This window comes from Flavobacterium sp. PLA-1-15 (genome assembly GCF_049060005.1).
Taxonomy (GTDB): domain Bacteria; phylum Bacteroidota; class Bacteroidia; order Flavobacteriales; family Flavobacteriaceae; genus Flavobacterium.
This window is the reverse complement of the sequence record NZ_JBMGQS010000002.1, coordinates 193893-216997: the sequence shown is the minus strand read 5'-3', so window position 1 is coordinate 216997 and position 23105 is coordinate 193893. Positions and strand designations below refer to the sequence as shown.

At 36.8% G+C, this 23105-nt stretch carries 20 protein-coding genes; 14 read left to right on the top strand and 6 right to left on the bottom strand.

Going from position 1 to position 23105, the window contains the following annotated elements:
• Positions 1 to 16 precede the first annotated feature (16 nt).
• Positions 17 to 469 (bottom strand): response regulator, encoded by a 453-nt coding sequence (locus ACI6PS_RS03125; RefSeq protein ID WP_421011090.1) that lies wholly within the window; start codon positions 467 to 469, stop codon positions 17 to 19.
• Between the two features lie 478 nt (positions 470 to 947).
• Here ACI6PS_RS03125 and ACI6PS_RS03120 point away from each other — a divergent pair, with 478 nt between their 5' ends.
• The 5 genes from ACI6PS_RS03120 to ACI6PS_RS03100 are packed head-to-tail and all read left to right on the top strand — an operon-like array spanning position 948 to position 7839.
• Complete coding sequence (locus ACI6PS_RS03120) at positions 948 to 2507, top strand: response regulator (protein WP_421011089.1); 1560 nt, start codon at positions 948 to 950, stop codon at positions 2505 to 2507.
• A gap of 22 nt (positions 2508 to 2529) precedes the next feature.
• Positions 2530 to 6093 (top strand): response regulator, encoded by a 3564-nt coding sequence (locus ACI6PS_RS03115; RefSeq protein ID WP_421011088.1) that lies wholly within the window; start codon positions 2530 to 2532, stop codon positions 6091 to 6093.
• 10 nt (positions 6094 to 6103) lie between these two features.
• Positions 6104 to 6466, top strand: a complete 363-nt coding sequence (locus tag ACI6PS_RS03110; RefSeq protein ID WP_421011087.1) for a response regulator — start codon at positions 6104 to 6106, stop codon at positions 6464 to 6466.
• Between the two features lie 6 nt (positions 6467 to 6472).
• Complete coding sequence (locus ACI6PS_RS03105; protein WP_421011086.1) at positions 6473 to 7282, top strand: CheR family methyltransferase; 810 nt, start codon at positions 6473 to 6475, stop codon at positions 7280 to 7282.
• Positions 7264 to 7839 carry a chemotaxis protein CheB gene (locus tag ACI6PS_RS03100; protein ID WP_421011085.1) on the top strand — a complete coding sequence of 192 codons (576 nt, stop codon included), beginning with the start codon at positions 7264 to 7266 and terminating at the stop codon, positions 7837 to 7839. The genes ACI6PS_RS03105 and ACI6PS_RS03100 overlap by 19 nt, the downstream gene beginning before the upstream one ends.
• On the opposite strand, the gene ACI6PS_RS03095 is transcribed toward ACI6PS_RS03100, so the two are convergent.
• Positions 7836 to 8861: a quinone-dependent dihydroorotate dehydrogenase gene (locus tag ACI6PS_RS03095; protein WP_421011084.1), complete on the bottom strand. Its 1026-nt coding sequence runs from the start codon at positions 8859 to 8861 to the stop codon at positions 7836 to 7838. The two genes, ACI6PS_RS03100 and ACI6PS_RS03095, sit on opposite strands and share 4 nt — an antisense overlap.
• A 106-nt stretch (positions 8862 to 8967) precedes the next feature.
• Between ACI6PS_RS03095 and ACI6PS_RS03090 the strand changes: the two genes are divergently transcribed.
• From ACI6PS_RS03090 to pepT, 7 genes are all read left to right on the top strand, one after another.
• The gene (locus ACI6PS_RS03090) at positions 8968 to 9435 is read left to right on the top strand and encodes an OsmC family protein (RefSeq protein WP_421011083.1); all 468 of its coding nucleotides are present in this window, start codon (positions 8968 to 8970) and stop codon (positions 9433 to 9435) included.
• Positions 9436 to 9698: 263 nt separating this feature from the next.
• Positions 9699 to 12104, top strand: coding sequence for an alpha-ketoacid dehydrogenase subunit alpha/beta (locus ACI6PS_RS03085; RefSeq protein ID WP_421011082.1), 2406 nt, complete (start codon positions 9699 to 9701; stop codon positions 12102 to 12104).
• Positions 12105 to 12357: 253 nt separating this feature from the next.
• A complete protein-coding gene (locus ACI6PS_RS03080; RefSeq protein ID WP_421011081.1) occupies positions 12358 to 12735 on the top strand; it encodes a hypothetical protein in 378 nt (125 codons plus the stop codon).
• A 15-nt stretch (positions 12736 to 12750) separates the two neighbouring features.
• The gene (locus ACI6PS_RS03075) at positions 12751 to 13299 is read left to right on the top strand and encodes a hypothetical protein (RefSeq protein WP_421011080.1); all 549 of its coding nucleotides are present in this window, start codon (positions 12751 to 12753) and stop codon (positions 13297 to 13299) included.
• A gap of 4 nt (positions 13300 to 13303) precedes the next feature.
• Positions 13304 to 13777, top strand: coding sequence for a nuclear transport factor 2 family protein (locus ACI6PS_RS03070; RefSeq protein WP_421011079.1), 474 nt, complete (start codon positions 13304 to 13306; stop codon positions 13775 to 13777).
• A gap of 122 nt (positions 13778 to 13899) precedes the next feature.
• Positions 13900 to 16161, top strand: coding sequence for an acyl-CoA dehydrogenase (locus ACI6PS_RS03065; RefSeq protein WP_421011078.1), 2262 nt, complete (start codon positions 13900 to 13902; stop codon positions 16159 to 16161).
• Between the two features lie 101 nt (positions 16162 to 16262).
• Complete coding sequence (gene pepT, locus ACI6PS_RS03060; RefSeq protein ID WP_421011077.1) at positions 16263 to 17582, top strand: peptidase T; 1320 nt, start codon at positions 16263 to 16265, stop codon at positions 17580 to 17582.
• An 80-nt stretch (positions 17583 to 17662) separates the two neighbouring features.
• Here pepT and yajC read toward each other — a convergent pair whose 3' ends face one another.
• The 4 genes from yajC to ACI6PS_RS03040 form a co-directional block, all read right to left on the bottom strand.
• The gene (gene yajC / locus ACI6PS_RS03055) at positions 17663 to 17950 is read right to left on the bottom strand and encodes a preprotein translocase subunit YajC (protein WP_421011076.1); all 288 of its coding nucleotides are present in this window, start codon (positions 17948 to 17950) and stop codon (positions 17663 to 17665) included.
• On the bottom strand, positions 17951 to 18487 hold the full coding sequence (locus ACI6PS_RS03050) for a DUF1573 domain-containing protein (protein WP_421011075.1): 537 nt from the start codon (positions 18485 to 18487) through the stop codon (positions 17951 to 17953). It lies immediately after the preceding gene.
• A 14-nt stretch (positions 18488 to 18501) separates the two neighbouring features.
• Positions 18502 to 19407, bottom strand: coding sequence for a transcription antitermination factor NusB (gene nusB / locus ACI6PS_RS03045; RefSeq protein WP_421011074.1), 906 nt, complete (start codon positions 19405 to 19407; stop codon positions 18502 to 18504).
• Positions 19408 to 19520: 113 nt separating this feature from the next.
• Positions 19521 to 20627: a Glu/Leu/Phe/Val family dehydrogenase gene (locus ACI6PS_RS03040; RefSeq protein WP_421011073.1), complete on the bottom strand. Its 1107-nt coding sequence runs from the start codon at positions 20625 to 20627 to the stop codon at positions 19521 to 19523.
• A 201-nt stretch (positions 20628 to 20828) separates the two neighbouring features.
• Between ACI6PS_RS03040 and ACI6PS_RS03035 the strand changes: the two genes are divergently transcribed.
• On the top strand, positions 20829 to 22592 hold the full coding sequence (locus ACI6PS_RS03035; protein WP_421011072.1) for an ABC transporter ATP-binding protein: 1764 nt from the start codon (positions 20829 to 20831) through the stop codon (positions 22590 to 22592).
• A gap of 78 nt (positions 22593 to 22670) precedes the next feature.
• On the top strand, positions 22671 to 23066 hold the full coding sequence (locus ACI6PS_RS03030; protein ID WP_421011071.1) for a PUR family DNA/RNA-binding protein: 396 nt from the start codon (positions 22671 to 22673) through the stop codon (positions 23064 to 23066).
• Positions 23067 to 23105 lie beyond the last annotated feature (39 nt).

The window sequence follows — 23105 nt, the reverse complement described above, 5'->3', positions numbered from 1 at the left end:
TTGTGATTAAATGACTTTAGACCGAAATCAAGAAATTTGACATATCCAAGCCATTGCTGGTATGGTATTGCCATTGCAAGCTCAAAACATATTTCAAGGTGCTTTTCAGGTTTTGGAAATCATTTGGCTTAACAATATAACAGTTGGCTCCATTTGCAAGCGTGTTTTCAATGTCTTTATTAGCCGAAGATGTTGAATAAATTGCAACCGCAATATTATTATACTTCTGATTCTGCTTCAACTTTTTCAATGTTTCCAAACCATTCAAGATTGGCATATTCAAATCCAGAAATATGATATGAGGCATATCCGAAGTTTCTAAATATTCCAAAAGCTCTTTTCCATTCTCAACAGTTGCAACCTTCGAATCAAAATCTAATTGCTTTATAGCTTCTTCGAAAAAATTACGATCGTCCGGATCATCATCAGCCAAAAGCACCTTAATTATTTTCTGATTGTGTTTAAGCATATTGTGTAGGTTTTTGAGGTATAAAAAGTGATAATTTATTAACTTTTGTTTAATGTATAATTACTAGTGCAATTTCAAAAAAATATCCATGGCATGTAAAAAAAAATCTTACAACTTATTTTCGATATGTTATAAGATTTCCACATGTACAATTTGGTGTTTTGTAGTGAACTATTATTTATTGAAAAAATAATCCGTTGTAAACTCTTATGAAATATATGTTTAATGAAATTACATAAATATTGCGCTTAACTTTTTTAGTTGAATTAACGAAAAATCACCTGCCAATGGCTTTTACATGATTTTGTTTTCTTTGGCATTATTAATACTTTTGAACGTCAACTTTAATAAGGAACCCCGTTATCTCAAGTCGATAAATCAACCCTAACAAAAAAATGCAACAAATAACAAGTCGTTTATGCTCTTGCCTTCCTAACAATTCGAATATGATGCTTCTAATAAATAATAGTAAAGTATCATGATATTAATTGTAGACGATATAAAGGCTAATATTATTGCTTTAAAAAAGATACTTGAACTTCATAATTTACCTGTAGATTCGGCAGAATCTGGAGAGGAAGCGTTGAAGAAAATCCTTAAAGTAGATTATTCCTTGATTATCATGGATGTTCAAATGCCTGGAATGGATGGTTTTGAAGTCGTAGAAACATTATCGGGAAGTAACCGGACAAAGGATATTCCTGTAATATTTTTATCAGCCATCAACAAGCAAAAAAAATACATCTCCAAAGGATATGAAACTGGTGGCGTGGATTATATTACCAAGCCTGTTGATCCTGATTTATTTATACTGAAGGTAAAAACATTTCTTAAATTATCAGAACAGAAAACAGAACTAAAAAACATACACGGTATTTTATCGAAAGAGATTGAAATCCGGAAGGAAGCACAGGAAATTCTTTCCCATCAGATGGAAGAATTGCAATCGGTTTTGCAAATGCTTCCGGAGATTGCCTTCATCGTTTCAAAAGAGGGCCCGATAGAATATGTAAACGACCAATGGTTTCAATACTCCACCGATCCTTTGGTTTTTCCTGAAGCACATCCCGAGGATCATCATCTATGTGAAAGTTGGGAAAAACATTTTGAAAATGGGAAAGAATTTCGTTGCGAAATGCGAATCCGTCATTTAAGTACAAATGAATTCCGCTATTTTAAAATGAAAATTGTTCCTATCAAGTACAATGAAACCATTACGCGTTGGGTAGGAACATTTACGGATATCCAGGATCAAAAGCTGGCGAATGAAATACTTGAAGTAAAAGTGGCTGAAAGAACCAAGGAATTGATTGCTAAAAATCAGGAATTGGAGTTCAGCAACCACGAATTGCAGCAGTTTTCTTGGGTAGTTTCGCATGATTTGAAAGAACCTGTCCGAAAGATAGAAATGTTTATCAAGCTTCTAAAGGAAAAATATCTTATTGAAGACGATAAAGCCACCGATTATGTAAACCGTACACTGGGTTCTGCTGGGAGAATGTCTAAACTTATTTCCGATTTGCTTGATTATTCGAGGCTTTCGGCTAATGTACCTTTTGAAAAAACTGATTTGAATGAAGTCGTAAATGAAGTTTTAGCCGATTTTGACTATCAGATAGAAGAAAAAAAGGCATCCATAAAAGTTGATGACCTTCCAGTCATAAAAAGCATTCCGAGCCAATTACGTCAGGTATTCCAAAACCTAATAGGGAATTCACTTAAATTCTCTAAACAAGATATTTCTCCAGAAATAGAAATTTTTTCTGAATTTATAGAGGAAAAAGACTTCAACAGCAAATCTTCTCCCACAGGAAATTACTGCAGAATAACCGTAAAAGACAACGGAATTGGTTTTGATGAAAATTATCTCAACAAAATCTTCATCATCTTTCAAAGCCTAAACGATCGTCAAGCGTATGAAGGAACCGGAATCGGCTTGGCAATTGCAAAAAAAATAATCGAAAAACACAACGGGCTGATCACTGCAAAAAGCCAGACCGGTATAGGTTCCAGCTTTATCATCATCTTACCTGTTTAAAAAATAGTAAATCACATTTTATATGAATGGCAATTTTAAAAGGAATCTATTAGTAAGTTCAAGCGTTTCTATGCTTATTTTGATTGTGAGTTCCACTGCGTCTTACCTCAGTATCAAAAGTCTTCTAGACAGCAATCAAATGGTAAACCATACGCATGAAGTCATTTACAACGTCAACAGTGCAACGATGGTTATGGTCGATGCGCAGACAGGAATGCGTGGTTTTTTAGTTTCAGGAAGGGAAGATTTCCTAAAACGCTATACTAATGCCGAAACAGAGGCGAATGTGTATTTGGAAAAGCTCGAAGCCTTGACGGAAGACAATCCGGCGCAACAAAAAAGTATTGAAGAATTAGTGCCTTTGAAACGATTGTTCTTTGATTATTTGGCTGATCGCATAGAAGAAAAACGAAGAGGCGAAACGGTTGAAGCTACAGATCTTGACATGGGAAGAAGGCATATGGACAACATTCGAATCATTTTCAAGCGAATGGAAAATCAAGAACAGGCGCTTTTAAAAGAAAGGATTGCTTCTTCAGAAAAATATGGAAATTACAGTTTGATACTGATTATCGCGGCCGCTTTGATAGCCATTTTTATGAGTATTTTGTTTTTCGTAAGAATACTGAATGATTTTACCGCAAGGTTAAAACTTCAAAGAGAGTTAGAAAAAAGCGAGAAAGACACCGCAGAAAGAATCAGGATCATAAGTGAAATTGCAGGTCAGATTTCGCAAGGAAATTACGAAGCAAGAGTAGACTCAAGTGAAAGTGATGCTTTAGGAAGCGTTAGTCAATCACTTAACAACATGGCTTTATCGTTAAACAATTCATTCAATACGCTATCCGATAAGGAATGGCTTCAGACTGGTGTTGCCGCTCTAAACAAAGTAATGATTGGTGAAAAATCTTTGGAACAACTAACCAAAGATGTCGTCGAATATTTGTCGGTTTATACCAATAGCAATGCCGGCGTAATGTATCTTTTGGAAGGAAACGATCTTCACACCATTGCGAGTTACAGCTATATTTCCAATAAGGACAGGGAGCATTTTAAATTAGGTGAAGGTTTAACGGGTCAGGCGGCTTTATCGGGTCAGGTATTGGAATTAAAGTCGATTGCGCCAGAAGACATCAAAATTTCGTATGCTTTAGGCGAGGCCAAACCTGCTCATGTTGTTGCAATTCCCCTAATGGATGAAAAGACAAATGGAGTTGTGGAACTTGCCACTCTGAAAGAATTCCGACCACTTGATATTGAATTCCTGTCCAGTGTCGCCAATAATATCGGCATTGCCATAAAAGCGGCCCAGAACCGAAAACGCCTTCAGGAACTTTTGGAAGAAACACAATCCCAGTCAGAAGAATTGCAGATGCAGCACAGCGAACTCGAAAGTATGAATGCCGAATTGGAAACACAAACTGAAAAATTACAGGCTTCTGAAGAAGAATTGAGGGTACAGCAGGAAGAATTGCAACAAACCAACGAAGAACTTGCCGAAAGAAGTGTATTATTGGAAGAAAAAAACATGGAAATCCAGAAAAAATCGGAGGACCTTGAACTTACAACACGATACAAATCAGAGTTTCTGGCCAATATGTCGCACGAATTAAGAACACCACTTAATTCGATTCTTCTGTTGAGCCGCTTATTGTCTGAAAACAACGACAGCAATATGAACGAGGAGCAAGTTGAATTTGCAAAAGTGATTCAAAGCTCTGGAAGCGGATTGTTAGGCCTTATTGATGAAATTCTGGATCTATCTAAAATTGAAGCCGGAAAAATGGAACTTGAGCTCATGGACATCACGATCAACGAAGTTACGGGAAGTTTGAACGATTTGTTTCATGAAGTTGCAAAGGAAAAAGGCATCGGTTTCAACATCATATCAAAGGAAGCACCGATGGTCATCAAGACCGATAAAATGCGATTGGAACAAATCTTAAAAAACCTTATCTCGAATGCAATCAAGTTTACTTCGGAAGGAGCTGTGACATTGGAAATAAAGAAAAATCCAAAAGATGCAAAACAGATTTCATTTATTGTAAAAGATACCGGAATTGGTATCCCAAGAGAAAAACAGCCTTTGATATTTGAAGCATTCCAGCAAGCCGACGGTTCCACAAAGCGCAAATATGGAGGAACAGGCCTTGGACTTTCCATCAGTCGTGAATTAGCAAAACTATTGAAGGGAGAAATTACACTAGCAAGTACGGTAAATGAAGGAAGCGAATTCACGCTTTCCATCCCAATTATCGGTTCTTCAATTGGGCAATCGGTTGACAGACAACACTCCTATTCTCAAGCAGAAGAAACTATCGAAGAAGTTACTGTTCCCAAATCAAAAGATAGCAAATATTTAAGTGCCAATATTCCGGAAGATGTTCCAGACGATCGTGAAATCATCCAGGAAGGCGACCGAGTAATCTTGATTGTAGAAGACGATGTCAATTTTGCAAAATCATTACTGGAGTTTGCCCGTCAACGTCAATACAAAGGAATTGTTTCCGTTCGTGGCGACCATGCCTTGAATCTTGCCATCGTTTACAAACCAGTTGGTATTTTACTTGACATCCAATTGCCGATAAAAAGCGGTTGGGAAGTAATGGAAGAATTGAAGAACAATTCGCAGACCAAGCACATTCCGGTTCACATTATGTCTTCGCATAAACTGAAACAAGAAAGTCTTCTAAAAGGAGCCGTAAATTTCTTGGACAAGCCAATTGCATTCGAACAAATGCCAGAAATATTCAAGAAAATCGAACACATCATCAACCGCGAATCGAAAAAAGTATTGATTATCGAGGATAATTCCAAGCATGCCAAAGCACTCGCCTATTTCCTAGAAACGTACAATATCAATTCCGAAATAAAAAGCGAAGTTTCTGATGGCCTGGATGCCTTGAAGAAATCAGACGTTGATTGTGTGATTTTGGATATGGGCGTTCCCGATAAGCAGGCTTATGAAATTCTTGAAAATGTAAGGAAAAACCCAGATTTGGAGAACCTTCCGGTTATCGTCTTTACAGGAAAAAGCCTTTCGATGAAAGAAGAGTTGAAGATTAAAAAATATGCCGATTCGATTGTTGTAAAAACGGCCCATTCCTACCAAAGGATGTTGGATGAAGTATCGCTTTTCATGCACCTTATGGAAGAAAACAAAGCCGCTTCTGCTCCAAAGAAACGCAATCTTCTCAACAATATCCTGAGTGACAAGACGGTCTTGGTTGTAGATGATGATGTTAGAAACATCTACTCACTAACAAAAGCACTCGAAGCCTTGAAGATGAACATTATTACCGCCATTGATGGAACTGAAGCCATTTCTGCCTTAGAAAAACATCCAGAAATCGACGTGGTTTTATTGGACATGATGATGCCAAACATGGACGGATATGAGACGGCAACAGTTATAAGGCAAAATCCTAAATTGAAAAATCTTCCCGTAATTGCCGTTACAGCCAAGGCAATGACGGGCGACCGCGAAAAATGCATCAATGCAGGAGCTTCGGATTATATTACAAAACCGGTGGATGTCGATCAATTATTGTCGCTCCTGAGGGTTTGGCTGTATGATCGTTTTTAATTCATAAATGATGAAAAAGAGAGTATTAATTGTTGATGATGATACACGGAATATTTTTGCGCTTTCGGCCGTCATGCGTTCGAGATCTTTTGAATGCATTTCATGCCTGAGTGCACGCGAAGCCTTGCGTATTTTGGAAAGCGACGATCATTTTGATGCCATCCTGCTCGATATGATGATGCCGGATATTGACGGATACGATGCCATTCCTATGATAAAGAAAATCCCAAACAGACAATCGACCCTGATAGTAGCCGTCACGGCACAGGCAATGATTGGCGATCGGGAAAAATGCCTCGAAGCCGGTGCTGATGATTATATTTCAAAGCCGGTGGATGTCGACAAATTATTTCAAATCTTAAATTCCATATAAGCCAAAATGATACAAGATAACGAGTTGGAACTACTCATTAACGAAGTCTATGAAAACTACGGTTATGATTTCAGTGGCTATTCGATGGCATCCTTCAAAAGACGTGTGGACAGGCTTTATCAGATGGATGCCTTTACCAATTTCAAAGCTTTTTTAGAAAAAGTGATAGACGATTCTGATTATTTCAGCCGGATGGTCGAAGAAATCACGGTGAACATCACTGAAATGTTTCGTGATCCGCATTTCTACAAAGTGCTTCGAACCGAAATATTACCCGTTCTAGCAACCAAGCCTTTCATCAGGCTTTGGCACGCCGGATGCTCTACGGGAGAAGAAGTTTATTCTATGGCAATATTATTAAAAGAAGCCAATCTTTTAGAAAAATCTTTGCTCTATGCAACCGATATAAGTCCAATGGTTTTGGATGTTGCCCGAAAAGGTGTTTTTCCTTTACGGATGATGAAGCAATATTCTGAAAATTACATGAACTCCGGTGGCAAGGAAGATTTCTCCGATTATTACACTGCCAATTATGGACTCGCAAAATTTGGGGAAGACCTTTCTTCAAAAATGGTTTTCTCACAGCATAATTTGGTTTCCGATCGTTCTTTTAACGAATTTGATTTGATTTTATGCCGAAACGTACTCATTTATTTCGATAAGGATTTGCAGGAAAGAGCCTTTCACCTTTTTGACGATAGTCTTTCAAAACTTGGTTATTTGGCACTTGGAACCAAGGAAACGCTTAAATATACCTCGATGCAAAAGCGCTACAAACAGCTTGAAAAAGAAAAGATATGGAGGAAATTACATTAATTTCAGGTTGCAAAGTTTTAATAATCGGTGGTTCTGCCGGAAGCCTCGACGTGCTTTTAAAAATTCTTCCTCATCTTCAAGTTCCTTCATTTGCCATTGTAATTGTACTCCATCGAAAACATACCGACGATACTACTTTGGAAGAATTAATTGCGGCAAAAAGCAAAATCCCAGTTAAAGAAGTTGAAGACAAGATAGCGCTTGAATCTGGAAATATCTACATTGCACCTTCTGATTATCATTTGCTTTTTGAAAAAAATGATTTGCTTTCGCTCGATATTTCCGATAAGGTAAACTACAGTCGTCCGAGTATTGATGTTGCTTTTGAATCTGCCGCAGATGTCTATGGAAAATCACTTGTCGGAATTCTTCTATCCGGGGCAAATGCTGATGGTACTGACGGATTGATTGCCATCAAAAAAAACGGCGGCACTATCGTTGTTCAAAAACCAGAAACTGCCGATATGCCTTTTATGCCTAACAATGCCTTACTTCACACCACTCCCGACCATATTTTGAATGTTTCGGAACTATTGAAATTCATAGCCTGTATCTAAGTCCGCAACTGCTTCAATATCTTTTGATTAATTGCTTTAACCAAAGAAGGTCCTTCGTAGATGAATCCTGTATAAAGTTGCAGCAGGCTTGCTCCTGCTTCCAGTTTTTCAATCGCATCATCGGCAGTATGAATTCCTCCGACACCAATAATAGGAAAGGCTTTATTGCTTTTCTCGGATAAAAACCGAATCACTTCCGTAGAACGTTTGGTTAATGGTTTCCCAGAAAGTCCTCCCATTTCAATTCGGTTGATGGATTTCAAACCATCTCTTGAAATCGTCGTATTAGTAGCAATCACACCTGCAATCTGCGTTTCTTTTACAATATCAATAATATCCAAAAGTTGCTCATTGGTCAAGTCTGGAGCAATCTTCAATAGGATTGGCTTTTGTTTCGGTCGGGCCAAATTTTTATCCTGCAACGTCTGAAGCAATTGTGTCAGAGGTTCCTTATCCTGCAAGGCACGGAGATTTGGCGTATTCGGAGAACTCACATTCACCACAAAATAATCCACATAATCGTAGAGCGCATCAAAACAAATTTCGTAATCCTTTACCGCATCTTCGTTTGGCGTCAATTTGTTTTTTCCGATGTTTCCACCAATCAAAACGCCGTTGTTCTGTTTTAATCGTTCCACCGCTTCACGAACTCCACCGTTGTTGAAGCCCATCCGGTTTACAATTGCGGAATCTTCCTTTAAACGAAAAAGACGCTTCTTCGGATTTCCTTCCTGCCCTTTCGGCGTAAGCGTTCCAATTTCGATAAAACCAAAACCAAAATTGGAAAGTTCCTTATAAAGTTTAGCATCTTTATCAAATCCGGCTGCCAATCCTACAGGGTTCTTAAATTTCAAACCGAAAACTTCCGTTTCCAATCGCTTGTCATTCACTTCATACAACGATTTAAAAAGTGAGGTAAATCCAGGGATTTTCGATAAATTTCGAATTAAAGAAAACGTAAAATAATGCACTTTTTCAGGGTCAAACCAAAAAAGTATCGGGCGAAGTATCATTTTGTACATTGTTGTTGTGTTGTTGTTTGGCAAAAGTAAAAAATAGTAGGCAGTTTCGCTATGGGATATAGAAAAAGAATAAATTTGAGCTTCTTTGTAATGCAATTTCAAATCTATGAACCTACAACACAACTACAAACTCACCGTAAAATGGACTGGAAATAATGGAACCGGAACTTCTGGTTACCGAGCTTATGACCGAAACCATATCATCTTAATTGACGGAAAACCAATATTAGAAGGTTCTGCCGATCCTACTTTTCATGGCGATAAAACCAAGCACAATCCTGAAGATTTATTGCTTGCTTCTCTTTCGGCCTGCCATATGATGTCGTATTTTCATGTTTGTGTAAAAGCTGGAATCACTGTAATCGATTATCAAGACAACGCAACGGGAACCATGATTACCGAAGGCGACGGCGGGCGTTTTACGGAAGTGGTTCTAAATCCAATTGTTACCATTAGCGATGCTTCTCAAATTGATTTGGCTAATGAATTGCATCAAAAAGCCAATGAACTTTGCTTTATTGCGAATTCCGTTAATTTTCCGGTTAGGCATAATGCGATTTGCTTGGTATGTTAATCAATTAAAAAACAAATAGTTCTCAAATAACATAACTTTTTTATGTTTTTCTTAAATGTATCCACTTCTGCTAATGAATGATTATCATCGTGCATATTCTATACTTTTACCAAATTAAAATTGATTTCATTGCATATTATTCAAAATATTAATGGTTAGTGGTAAATTCGTTACCAATAATCAAATTATATTTTTTTCACGCTATTATGATAAATCGATACTTTTAATTAAATTTGTCTACGAATCTTTAAGAAAGACTACTTATGACAAACACGCAAACCAAGAAAGAAATCTCATTTGAGGATTTCAAGACGGAAGTTTTAAACGACTATAAAATTGCCCTAACCAGTAGAGAATGTAGTCTTCTTGGGCGACGTGAAGTATTGACTGGGAAAGCCAAATTTGGGATTTTTGGTGATGGAAAAGAAGTGCCTCAATTGGCAATGGCGAAGGCTTTCAAAAATGGCGATTTCCGTTCAGGATATTACAGAGACCAAACCTTTATGATGGCCATCGGTGAGATGAACATCCAACAATTCTTTGCTGGATTATACGGCCATACGGATATTGAACACGACCCGATGTCGGCCGGACGCCAGATGGGTGGACACTTTGCAACTCATAGTTTGAATGAAGATGGTTCTTGGAAAAACCTGACTTTACAAAAAAATTCAAGTGCCGATATCTCTCCTACTGCTGGGCAAATGCCACGTTTGTTAGGCTTGGCTCAGGCTTCAAAAATCTACAGAAACGTTTCTGGAATTCATAATAAAACGAATTTCTCTATCAACGGAAATGAAATTGCCTGGGGAACTATTGGTAATGCGAGTACTTCCGAAGGTTTGTTTTTTGAAACCATCAATGCCGCGGGTGTTTTGCAAGTTCCAATGGTAATGAGCGTTTGGGATGATGAATACGGAATTTCGGTTCATGCCAGACACCAGACTACAAAAGAAAATATCTCTGAAATTTTGAAAGGTTTTCAGCGTGATGAGAATGGAAATGGATATGAAATCATCCGTGTGAAAGGTTGGGATTATCCTGCCTTGGTGGAAGCTTATCAGAAAGCGTCTCAAATTGCACGAGACGAGCACGTTCCGGTTTTGATTCATGTGAATGAGCTGACACAGCCACAAGGACACTCTACTTCGGGATCGCACGAGCGTTACAAAAATGCTGAGCGATTGGCCTGGGAAAGTGATTTTGACTGTGTTCGTCAGATGAAATTGTGGATGATTGCCTTGAACATTGCTTCTCCGGAAGAATTGGACGAAATGGAAACTTCCATCAAAAAAGAAGTTTTGGAAGGCAAGAAAGCGGCTTGGGAAGCATTCGTTTCTCCAACCAAAAATGAGCAAAAAGAATTGATTGCTTTATTGGATAAAATTGCTGCAACGAGCGACAATAAAGTATTCATCGATAAATACAGTGCTGATTTAAAAGGTATAAAAGAACCTATCCGTAAAGAAATATTAATCACGGCCCGTAAGGTTTTGCGTTTGATTGTAAAAGAAAACGGTAAGAAGGAATTGGCCGATTGGATTGTCAATTATACTGAGAAAATCCAACCGAAATTCAGTTCGCATTTGTTTTCTCAATCAGAGCAAAATGTATTTTCTGTGAAAGAAGTATTGCCTACTTATGACGATTCTGCTGAAGATACAGATGCTCGTTTGATTTTACGCGACAACTTTGATGCAATTTTTACAAAATATCCAGAGTCTTTGATTTTTGGTGAAGATGCAGGAAACATTGGTGACGTGAACCAAGGTTTGGAAGGAATGCAGGAGAAATACGGAGAACTTCGTGTTGCCGATGCAGGAATCCGTGAGGCTACTATATTAGGTCAGGGAATCGGAATGGCTATGAGAGGTTTGCGTCCGATTGCGGAAATTCAATATTTGGATTACTTGCTTTATGCAATCCAGATTATGAGTGATGATTTGGCCACATTGCAATACAGAACCAGAGGAAAACAAAAGGCACCGCTGATTATCAGAACACGTGGACACCGTTTGGAAGGTATCTGGCATTCTGGTTCTCCGATGGGAATGATCATCAATGCTATTCGTGGTATTCATGTTTTGGTTCCTAGGAACATGACAAAAGCGGCTGGTTTTTATAATACTTTATTGGAAACAGACGAACCTGCCTTGTTGGTGGAATGCTTGAACGGTTACCGTTTGAAAGAAAAAATGCCGACCAATCTTGGAGAATTTAAAACACCAATTGGTGTGGTAGAAACTATCAAAGAAGGTACTGACATTACGATTGTTTCCTATGGTTCGACACTTCGTTTGATTGAACAAGCGGCGAAGGAGTTACAGGAAGTTGGAATCAATGCTGAAATTATTGACGTTCAGTCGTTGTTGCCGTTTGATATCAACCATGATATCGTGAAGAGCGTTGCGAAGACGAATCGTCTTTTGGTTGTTGATGAAGATGTTCCTGGTGGAGCTTCGGCATTTATCTTGCAACAAATCATCGACGAACAGAATGCTTATAAACATTTGGACAGCAAGCCGGAAACCTTGGCTGCAAAAGCACACCGTCCTGCTTATGGAACAGATGGGGATTACTTCTCTAAGCCTTCGGCAGAAGACATTTTTGAAAAGGTTTATGCTATTATGAGTGAAGCAGATCCAAAAAAATATCCAAGTTTATTTTAATATAAATATTCAAATCCCAACTTTATAAAGTTGGGATTTTTTGTATAATTACAATTACTTTTCTTAATGAAACGTTATAAAGCCAATGCAAATTTTTTATGTTGGCTTTTTTTATTTTAAATTTAAACTATAATAAAATTTCCCCAAACACTACAATCTATTTGCTATGAAAAAAACATTCCTAATTCTCATTATTTGCACATTTGTCCTTAACGCCTGTAAATCGAAAAGTAAGGTGGCTGAGAAGCCAAAAATGGAAGTACTGGACCCACTGACTGTTGACAAGACCAAGAAAGACAAGGCTTATGCTTTAGGGAAAAGGGTTCTGATGACCTGTAATACTTCTAAATTCAGGCCTTTTAATAATAGTGAAGCAACAGAATCTGTTATAAAAAATACAACTTTGGAACGATTGACGAGTACTTGCCAGAAATTTAGGCTGAAATATGGTAAATTTGAAGATATAAAGTTGGCTCAAGTAATTCATATCAGCAGTGACAACAGTTACATTTTTCGATATAAGGCTGAATATCAACGAAAGTTTACAACCAAAGAATTGCGCGTTACCCTTAATCATGAAAATAAAGTTTCGGCTATAAAATCAACGGATTGGAAGGACGAATTCAATTAATACAAAACAAAAACAATGCATAAACCCTTTTTTATCAAGTCTCTACTTCTATTCTTTTTTTTGACGATTCCTTTTTTGGCGAAAGCCCAGGAAACAATGACCACCAAGGACGGAAATCAATACAAAGCCACAAACAACTGGAATTTTATTTCTAAAAACTATACGTATAGTGGAATTGTGGAAGTTCAGATTGCAAAGATTGAAAAAGGTGGTATTATAAAATTGGGAGTTGATGTCTCAAACGACACCTTGTATATTGGCGATACAGTTTATCTGGTTTTGGATGACGGATCGTTTATAGTATGCACCGATAAAGGTATCAGAGAAAAAGTAGGCAAAAAAACGATTGCCTATTATTACCTGACAATCACAGAAATGAACAAACTAAAAATGCTTGCGCTGACAGATGTACGCTTTAGAATAAAAGGAAATGAGGAGGCATTTGGCAGTAGATCAGGTCATTTTACAGGAACAAACAAAAAATCGATATTGGAAACTTTTGGAACTCCCGAAGAAGCAAAAACATACGACACGACCTCTGAAATAAAATCGCTTTACAACTAAAATAATGAACCAACACCAACAATTAATCGAAGAGTTTTATGCCGGTTTTGCCACAGGTAATGCAAAAACAATGGCGAGTTGTTACCACATCGATATTGTTTTTGAAGACCCAGCTTTTGGGAAACTTGAAGGACAGGATGTTCTTGACATGTGGGAAATGCTGATTGAAAAAAGTAAAGGCAACATGAAAATTGAGTTTTCGGATGTTCGTGCAGATGAACTTTCAGGGTCGGTGAAATGGGTTGCCACTTACAATTTCAGCAAGACCAATCGCAATGTGGTGAATGTCATCAGGGCTTCGTTTGTTTTTAAAGATGGTTTGATTATCAAGCATACAGATGAATTTGATTTCTGGAAATGGAGCAAGCAGGCGTTGGGATTGCCGGGATATCTTTTGGGCTGGTCGGGCTTTATGCAACAGAAAGTGAGGCAAAATGCATTGCAATCTTTACGTTATTACCAATCTAAAAAGCGTTAACTTCTTATATTTCAAATAAAAATTATTAGGGATTTTATTTCCTTACTATTTTAATTAACTTTTCCTTATCAGGAGTATTTTGGGGAATTTCTTATTTTTAGAAAACAACTAAACCCCATACGATGAATACTCCTGAACTATCCTTTTTTCTACCTTACTTTTATTTGGCCTGGTCGGATGATATCCTGACTAAAAAAGAGTTTGAGACCTTGTCGACATTTGTTTCTTCGAGATCTTGGCTTACCAAAAACGAAAAAGAATTTCTCCTTACCAAAATTGATCTTGCTTCTCCTCCATCGCGCTCGGAGTTGTCGGAATGGAAAACCATTATCGGAAAAGAGTTATATGCTTCGGAAGATATCCGAACAGTTTTTGACTTGATTGTTGGACTATCCAAAAAGGACGAAAAAATTGCTTCCTACAAATCGCAATTTGAAGAACTGGAAAACGACCTCGGTATCCTGAGTGAGGAAGTCATCAACAGTTTTAAGGAGCATCCTAAAACGATTACATCTGAATATGGTACTGTGACGGAATTTGATGTTGCACAACTGACATTGATTCTTGATGGTGATCAGGCTCCGATCATCAATAAGGTCAAAGAAGTGATTTCTAGACCTGAATTTGCTTATGAGACTTCGACAGATATTTTTATTTACCGTGAAAAAGTTTTGGAATGGTGCAAAATATTGGCCGATGAAAACCTGGGCAATATGGCGTATCCAAAAAAATATGGCGGCGGTGAAAACATAGCCGATTATTTTGCAATCATGGAAACGCTGAGCTACCACGATTTGAGTTTGGTGATAAAATTCGGCGTTCAATTTGGGCTTTGGGGAATGAGCATCCAATCGTTGGGAACGGAAAAACATTATGCCAAATATTTGAAAGATGTTGGTACTCTTGCACTTCCGGGCTGTTTTGCGATGACCGAAACCCATCACGGATCGAATGTAAAAGGAATTGAAACGACGGCAACTTACAATCACGCCGACAAGACTTTTACGATACATACCCCACACGAAAACGCACAGAAAGAATATATTGGGAATGCGGCCAATCATGGGAAGATGGCAACCGTTTTTGCAAAATTAATAATTGACGGACACGATTATGGCGTGAATGCGTTTATCGTTCCGCTAAGGGATGAAAAAATGAATGTTTTGGAAGGCATTACCATAAAAGATTGTGGGTTGAAAATGGGCTTGAATGGTGTGGACAATGGCATCATCCGGTTTCATAATGTGGTAATTCCGAAAGAAAATATGCTGGATCGTTTTGCTCAAATCAATGAAGAAGGCGCATTTGAAAGTACTATTCCGAGTGATAATAAAAGATTTTTTACGATGCTTGGAACTTTGGTTGGTGGCCGAATTGGTATTCCGAGGTCAGCATTGGCGGCGGCAAAATCCGGTTTGACGATTGCCATCAAATATGGAGACAAGCGACGACAATTTGGTCCCGAAGGTGGTTCGGAAGTTCCTATCTTGAACTACAGAATCCATCAGCGAAGGCTGCTTCCCCATCTGGCGAAAGCCTATGCATTGCATTTTGGATTACAATATCTTACCCAGCGTTTTATTGACAAAACCGAAGCTGAAATGCAGGAAATTGAGGCGCTTGCCGCAGGGATGAAAGCCTATACCACTTGGACTACCCGCGATACTTTGCAGGAATGCCGCGAAGCTTGTGGTGGAAAAGGCTATATGTCGGAGAATAGGATTGATGCGCTGAAAAACGATACGGAGATTTATACGACTTTTGAAGGTGACAATACCGTATTGATGCAGTTGGTAGCAAAGAATAGACTGTCGGAATTTAGAAAGGAATTTGGAGAGATGAATGCGCTTGGGGTAATTAATTATGTCTATGACCAAGCAAAAACAGTGATTTCTCAAAAGAATCCTTTTGCTACACGAAATACAGACGAAGCACATTTATTGGATAAAGATTTTCATTTGAATGCCTTTCAATACAGGGAAAAGCAAATCCTCAATTCAGCCGCAAGGCGTTTAAAAAAGTTAATTGATGGAGGATTAGATTCTTATGATGCCTTCAATGTTGTGCAACATCAGATGATTGAAGTGGCTCAGGCTTATCTGGAAAGAGTTGTGTTGGAACAATTTTACATCCAAATCGAAGGTGTTGAAGATGCCAATTGTAAAGCAGCCTTGACGGAGCTTTGCCAACTATATGCGCTGTCACAAATTGAAAAAAACAAGGGTTGGTATTTGGAAGACGGTTATATGGAAGGTGTAAAAACGAAAGCGATCAGGAAAATGGTCAACCAGTTGTGCTGGGAAGTTCGCCCGAATGCTGTTGATCTGGTTAATGCTTTTGTCATTCCTGAAAGTTGTTTGGCTGCACCGATTGTAGTGGAATAATAGCCTTATTTTATTGATAAACTTAACACTGCAAAATGTTAGCAATTTGTATCTTTGTGGCACAAAAAAAACTAAATTTTTTCAAATTTCAAAAACATATTATGCAACACATTATTGATCGTTTTTTCAGCTATGTAACCATTGATACAGAATCAGATCCGGAATCGTTAACTACACCAAGTACTAAAAAGCAATTGGTTCTGGCCAATTTATTGGTTAAAGAATTAAAAGCCATCGGTTTGACCGAAGTAACAAAGGACAAAAATGGCTATGTAATGGGAACTTTAGCAAGTAATGTGGACCATGAAGTGCCAACGATCGGTTTTGTTGCACATTATGACACAACTCCCGATTTTACAGGATTTAATGTAAAACCACAAATTGTTGAAAACTATGACGGTGGCGATATTGTTTTGAATGCAGAACAAAATATCGTTTTATCTCCTAATTATTTTAAGGATCTATTGCAATATAAAGGTCAAACTATCATTACTACTGATGGAACGACTTTGCTTGGTGCCGATGATAAGGCAGGTTTGACGGAGATTGTTACGGCCATGGAATATTTGGTAAAAAATCCACAAATCAAGCACGGAAAAATCAGGGTTGGTTTTACTCCTGATGAAGAAATTGGCCGTGGTGCTGATTTATTCGATGTAAAAAAATTCGGAGCTCAATGGGCTTACACAATGGATGGAAGCCAGATTGGTGAATTGGAGTATGAAAACTTCAATGCTGCTGGAGCGAAAATTACCTTCAAAGGAAAAAGCGTTCACCCAGGTTATGCAAAAGGAAAAATGATCAACTCTATGTTGATTGCAAATGATTTTATCAATGCTTTGCCAAAAGGCGAAACTCCAGAAGAAACTAAAGGTTATGAAGGATTTTTCCACGTTCACCATTTAAAAGGAAGCATTGAAGAAACGGTTTTGGAATTGATTGTACGTGACCACGATGCTAAGAAATTCTTGAAACGAAAAGAATTGATCCACGAAATCACTAAAAAAATCAATAAGAAATTTGCGAAACAATTTGGTGAAGATATCGTAATTGCTGAAGTAAAAGATCAGTATTACAATATGAAAGAAATGGTAGAGCCTGTAAAATATATTGTTGATTTGGCTGAAAAAGCAATGAAGCAATTGGACATCAAACCTTTAATCAAGCCTATTCGTGGTGGAACTGACGGTTGCAGATTGTCCTATATGGGATTACCTTGTCCGAATATCTTTGCGGGTGGACATAACTTCCACGGAAAATATGAGTATGTTCCGGTTGAAAGCATGCAAAAAGCAATTGATGTAATTGTGAAAATTGCTGAACTTACAGCTACGACTGATTTTACAAATATCGAAAGTAAAGTAGAAAAGAAATCTAAGGACTATTCAAAAAAGAAATCTAAATCTAAGAAGAAAAAGTAATTCTTATAATTGCGCATAAGTCCAAAAAAAAAGCTCCACAATTGTGGAGCTTTTTCATTTATGATAAGATATAGAATAAATTATTTCTTAACTACTGGCGAAGCATTTAATTTTGCACTCATTTCCATAGAAATTGCAGAGCGCTCCATCTTTAATTTTCCAGACATTGTCTCAATTACGATTGTAGTATCTGAAAGTTCGGAAATCCTTCCGTGGATACCGCTTTTCGTAATAATCTTGTCTCCAACTTTAAGACTTGACTCAAATTCTCTTTCTTTTTTAGCTCTTTGTTGTTGCGGTCTGATCATTAAAAAGTAAAACACCGCTATCATTGCCACATATGGCAAAAAGTTCATATAATTTTCCATTTATTTTTTTTCTGTTTTAGTATTTTGCTCAAATTGTTTTTTTAATTCTTCTCTCCTATTCTTAATTTCTTCAGTAGTCATAGGCTTTTTTGAATTATCAGGTTTATTTGGATCAGGAATTATATTTGCCTTAATGGTTAGTAATTCTGTACCTGACTTAGTATTGGCAGATATTGTAACCGTTTTATTTTGCATTCCTTTTTTCCCTGTAGAACTAAAAGAAACTTTCATCGTAGCTTTTTCACCTGGTTTCACAGGTTCTTTCGGATACTCCGGAACCGTACAGCCGCAAGAACCTTTGGCATTTGTAATGATCAAATCTTCGCTTCCATCATTTGTAAAAGTAAAGACCGTTTCAACCTTATCTCCTTCGTCGATAGTTCCAAAATCATGTTCGGTCTTATCAAATTTCATAGATGTAATTTTACCGTTTGTCTCAACGGTTGAAGTTCCATCTGCGGTAATTGTTTCCTTTTTGCATGAAGCCGTTACTAATAACAGTGCAACAGCCATAATACTTAATGTTTTTTTGATCATGATATAATTTAAGATTACATTAAACCTCTTCCTATTTTTTTCAATTTATCATCAGCTTGGAATTCCTTTACCAAATTATCCAAGATCCCATTAATAAAGATGCTACTCTTTGGTGTTGAATATTCTTTCGCCAATTCCAAGTATTCATTAATAGTAACTTTTACTGGAATAGACGGAAATTTTAAGAACTCACAGATTGCCATTTTTAAAATGATTGTATCCAATTCAGCAATCCTTTCGGTATCCCAATTTGGCGTTTTATCCATGTATTCTTTGGCGAAAGCTACTTCGTTCAAAACTGTTTTTCTAAACAAATCTCTCACGAAATCTTTATCATCTGCATCTTTGTAAAGCTTAGGTATCTTGATTTCGCTGTTTTCCTTGATGGCTTTCAATTGCTTGATGATTTCGGTATTTACCAATGGAATATCATCAATCCAAGTTAATTTATGGTCTTCCAGGTAGTCGTACAGTTTTTCGTTTGGCGCAATAATTTCTGTAAAAATGTCCAATACAAATTGTTTGTCCTCTTCAAAATTATTGACACGATTGGTCATGTATTTTGAATAGAATTCGCTTTGTTTGATTTCCTGAAGCAGGATTTGAATATAATCATCTGCCAAATCCCAATTTGTAATTTTTCTATTTTCCAATGCAATGCTTAGCGAATTGCTTTCGGATAATAATTCAATTACTTGGTTGTTGATGAATTTTTTGTTGGGGTTTCGTTCTTCCGGAGTTACCAAATGTTTTTTACTTGATTTATCTAAAAAAACTTCTTCAGTTTTTTTGATTTCAATCAAAGAAGAAAGCATTATCAAATATAAATCCTGAATATTTTCGACACTGTAGAATAAAAATTTTTCTTCTTTTTCAAGATTGTCTGATTTGCTTTGATGCATTGCATAGATTGTCTGCATCACTTTAACACGAATATGTCTTCTGTTTAACACGGATAAGAACTTTTATAAAATTAACAAAGCGAAAGAAATTCTTTCGCTTTGCAAAAATAGTAATAATATTGAAAATGCCCTTATTTAGTAGCGTTTTCTTTTTTTCTTGTGTCGATTCTGTTCTGAGCAATTCGCATTGCAGCCTCCTGAGTTGTGATACCGTTTTGTTCAGCGAAAGCGAAAATCTCTAACGTTGTGTTATAGATGTTTTCAGTTCTTCTCATTGCTTCAGCACTGTCGTATCCAACGATTTCAGCATAAACGTTGATGATTCCACCCGCATTGATCAAGAAATCAGGAGCATAAAGAATTCCTTTTCCTTTTAAAATCTGACCGTGAACTGAATCATTTGCCAATTGGTTGTTTGCAGCTCCTGCAATAACTCTAGCTTTCAATTTGTTGATGGTTTCATCGTTAATTGTAGCTCCAAGTGCACAAGGAGAATAAATATCAACATCTGCACTGTAAATATCTGAGCCAGTAAAGATTGAAGCTCCGTATTTTGCACTGATTTCTTCCAATCTTCCTTGATTGATATCGGTAATTTCAACTTGAGCACCTTCTTTAGTTAAAAAATCAACTAAAGTTTCTCCAACGTGGCCAATTCCTTGAACTAAAACTTTCTTACCGTCTAGTTTCTCACTTCCGAATTGGTATTTTGCAGCGGCTTTCATCCCCATATAAACACCGTAAGCCGTTACTGGAGAAGGATTTCCAGAACCACCTTTTTCTACAGAAACACCCGTAACAAATTTCGTTACTTCTCTAATGTTGTCCATATCTTCCGTTGTAGTTCCTACATCTTCGGCTGTAATATATTTACCGCTTAGAGAATTTACATACTCTCCAAACTTACGAATCATCTCCGGCGTTTTATCAATTTTTGAATCACCAATGATAACGGCTTTACCTCCACCAAGGTTCAATCCTGTAATTGCTGATTTATAAGTCATACCGCGTGAAAGTCTCAAAACGTCGTTCAAAGCCTCCCATTCATTAGCATATTTCCACATTCTTGTTCCACCTAATGCTGGTCCTAAAACTGTGTTATGAATACCAATTATTGCTTTTAAACCAGTATCTTTGTCATTACAAAAAACAACTTGTTCATGATCATTGAATGATACTTGTCCAAAAACTGGATCGATTTTGTGAAGTTCTTGAGGGGTTAATACTTCTGTTATCATAGTACTTAATTTATTAAATGAATTATGACTTTATCAAAAAGACAGTACAAATTTACAGTTTTAATCAAAACATTGCAATGAAATTGTCTTTTTTTAGTAATACCTTAATAGAAATACACTTTAAGTCGAAAAACCAAAAATATACTTTATTAGCACTTTTAACTGATATATCTTAAAAAAATATTCGATTATCTTAATATAATGAAAGAATTACAATATTTAAATAAATATTTCGTCAAATACAAATACCACTTTTTGTTCGGAATAATTACCACCATCGTTGCTCAAATCTTCTCCCTTTTTACGCCAAAGCTCATCAGCAAATCTATTACGGCTATCGAGAGCCACGTTAAAGATGCAAGCGTTATTGATGTTGCATTTGTAAAGGCAGAACTTCTTCACAACATATTATTTATTATTGGAACGACCTTAATTGCGGGCGTTTTGACTTTTTTGATGCGTCAGACCTTAATAGTAATGTCGCGTCACGTAGAATTTGATCTAAAGAATGAGGTTTTCCGTCAGTATGAAAACCTGTCTCAAAATTTTTACAAACAAAATCGTACGGGAGATTTGATGAACCGTATCAGTGAAGATGTGGGAAAAGTAAGAATGTATGTGGGTCCAGCCGTAATGTATTCGATTAACACATTTATACGATTTGCCATAGTAATCGGCTATATGTATAATGTCTCGCCTTTATTGACACTTTATACCATCCTGCCTTTACCTTTATTATCGTATGCTATTTTCAAACTGAGCACAGAAATCAACAAGAGAAGTACCGCTTTCCAGCAGAATTTATCCAAACTTTCTACATTTTCACAAGAAGTATTTTCGGGTATTCGGGTAATCAAAGCCTATTCATTGGAAAATCAATATCAGAAAAACATGGTTGATTTATCCGAAGAAAGTAAGGAAAAAAGCATGAGTCTTGCTCGAGTGAATTCGTTTTTTGGACCATTAATGATTGCCTTGATTGGTGTGAGTAATTTGGTCGTGATTTATTTTGGAGGAATGATGCACATTGATGGAAGTATTCCAAATATTGGTATCATTGCCGAATTTATCCTTTATGTAAACTTACTTACCTGGCCGGTTGCATCTCTCGGATGGGTTTCTTCGATGATTCAGGAGGCAGAAGCTTCCCAAAAAAGAATCAATGAGTTTTTAAAAATTGAACCAGAAATTAAAAATAATTCAAAAGAGCATTCCGTTATCGATGGCGAAATCTCTTTCAAGAATGTAAGTTTTACCTATGATGATACCAACATTGAAGCGCTAAAAAATATTGATTTCACCATTAAAAAAGGAGAAACATTAGCAGTTTTAGGAAAAACGGGGTCCGGAAAATCAACTATTCTTTCGTTGATTAGCAGACTTTATGATGTTACCGAAGGACAAATTACTATTGACGGTAAAGAAATTAGCCAATTGCATTTGTTTGATTTAAGAAACAGTATTGGCGTTGTACCACAAGATGCATTTTTATTTTCTGATTCAATTAAGAATAATATCAAATTTGGAAAAGAAGATGCAACTGAGGAAGAAGTAATTGCAGCGGCGAAAATGGCGGTTGTCCACAATAACATCATCAACTTCAATATGCAATATGAAACTGTTTTGGGCGAACGAGGCATTACGCTTTCGGGCGGACAAAAACAGCGTGTTTCCATTGCAAGGGCAATTATTAAAGATCCTGAGATTTTAATTTTGGACGATTCACTTTCGGCGGTTGATACAGAAACTGAGGAAGCAATCCTTAATAATCTGCTCGAATTTTGCAAATATAAAACCACAATCATTGTCACACACAGGGTTTCATCTGCAAAAAATGCTGATAAAATTATTATTTTGGAGGAAGGAAAAATCATCCAACAAGGTTCTCATAATCAACTCGTAAACCAAGAAGGATATTACAAAGAGTTATACATCAAACAACTTTCTGAAAAAGAAATGATATAAAAGGTTGGTCAATTAACTTTTTTTTCTGATTTTTGAGTTCTACAAAACACAACCCAAAATAAATTTGAAAGAAGGATTATGAGAGAAAATGATATGTTAGAGAAAGAAGAAATTTTTTCTAAAGTTTTAAGAGCAGGAAGAAGAACTTACTTCTTTGATGTTAGAGCTACAAAGGCTGATGATTATTATATCACAATTACCGAAAGTAAAAAATTTACGGAAGAAGATGGTTCTTTCCACTTCAAAAAACACAAGATTTATCTGTACAAGGAAGATTTTGCCGCTTTCGCTGAAATCTTAGAAGAAATGACTTCGTATGTTTTGAACCATAAAGGCGAAGAAGTAATTTCTGAAAGACACCAGAAAGATTTCAAAAGAGAATTTTTCAACGAATACAATCAGAAACCAGAAGCACAACAGGTTGCAGAACCATCTGTTAGTAGTTTCACAGATATCGATTTTGACGATATTTAATAACTGAAAAACAATATATAAAGCCTGAATTAACCTTCA

Bases quoted from the DNA above. Each gene is read 5' to 3' on its own strand.
- ACI6PS_RS03125 (WP_421011090.1), bottom strand. From the start codon at position 469: ATGCTTAAACACAATCAGAAAATAATTAAGGTGCTTTTGGCTGATGAT.
- ACI6PS_RS03120 (WP_421011089.1), top strand. From the start codon at position 948: ATGATATTAATTGTAGACGATATAAAGGCTAATATTATTGCTTTAAAA.
- ACI6PS_RS03115 (WP_421011088.1), top strand. From the start codon at position 2,530: ATGAATGGCAATTTTAAAAGGAATCTATTAGTAAGTTCAAGCGTTTCT.
- ACI6PS_RS03110 (WP_421011087.1), top strand. From the start codon at position 6,104: ATGAAAAAGAGAGTATTAATTGTTGATGATGATACACGGAATATTTTT.
- ACI6PS_RS03105 (WP_421011086.1), top strand. From the start codon at position 6,473: ATGATACAAGATAACGAGTTGGAACTACTCATTAACGAAGTCTATGAA.
- ACI6PS_RS03100 (WP_421011085.1), top strand. From the start codon at position 7,264: ATGGAGGAAATTACATTAATTTCAGGTTGCAAAGTTTTAATAATCGGT.
- ACI6PS_RS03095 (WP_421011084.1), bottom strand. From the start codon at position 8,861: ATGTACAAAATGATACTTCGCCCGATACTTTTTTGGTTTGACCCTGAA.
- ACI6PS_RS03090 (WP_421011083.1), top strand. From the start codon at position 8,968: ATGAACCTACAACACAACTACAAACTCACCGTAAAATGGACTGGAAAT.
- ACI6PS_RS03085 (WP_421011082.1), top strand. From the start codon at position 9,699: ATGACAAACACGCAAACCAAGAAAGAAATCTCATTTGAGGATTTCAAG.
- ACI6PS_RS03080 (WP_421011081.1), top strand. From the start codon at position 12,358: ATGGAAGTACTGGACCCACTGACTGTTGACAAGACCAAGAAAGACAAG.
- ACI6PS_RS03075 (WP_421011080.1), top strand. From the start codon at position 12,751: ATGCATAAACCCTTTTTTATCAAGTCTCTACTTCTATTCTTTTTTTTG.
- ACI6PS_RS03070 (WP_421011079.1), top strand. From the start codon at position 13,304: ATGAACCAACACCAACAATTAATCGAAGAGTTTTATGCCGGTTTTGCC.
- ACI6PS_RS03065 (WP_421011078.1), top strand. From the start codon at position 13,900: ATGAATACTCCTGAACTATCCTTTTTTCTACCTTACTTTTATTTGGCC.
- pepT (WP_421011077.1), top strand. From the start codon at position 16,263: ATGCAACACATTATTGATCGTTTTTTCAGCTATGTAACCATTGATACA.
- yajC (WP_421011076.1), bottom strand. From the start codon at position 17,950: ATGGAAAATTATATGAACTTTTTGCCATATGTGGCAATGATAGCGGTG.
- ACI6PS_RS03050 (WP_421011075.1), bottom strand. From the start codon at position 18,487: ATGATCAAAAAAACATTAAGTATTATGGCTGTTGCACTGTTATTAGTA.
- nusB (WP_421011074.1), bottom strand. From the start codon at position 19,407: ATGCAGACAATCTATGCAATGCATCAAAGCAAATCAGACAATCTTGAA.
- ACI6PS_RS03040 (WP_421011073.1), bottom strand. From the start codon at position 20,627: ATGATAACAGAAGTATTAACCCCTCAAGAACTTCACAAAATCGATCCA.
- ACI6PS_RS03035 (WP_421011072.1), top strand. From the start codon at position 20,829: ATGAAAGAATTACAATATTTAAATAAATATTTCGTCAAATACAAATAC.
- ACI6PS_RS03030 (WP_421011071.1), top strand. From the start codon at position 22,671: ATGAGAGAAAATGATATGTTAGAGAAAGAAGAAATTTTTTCTAAAGTT.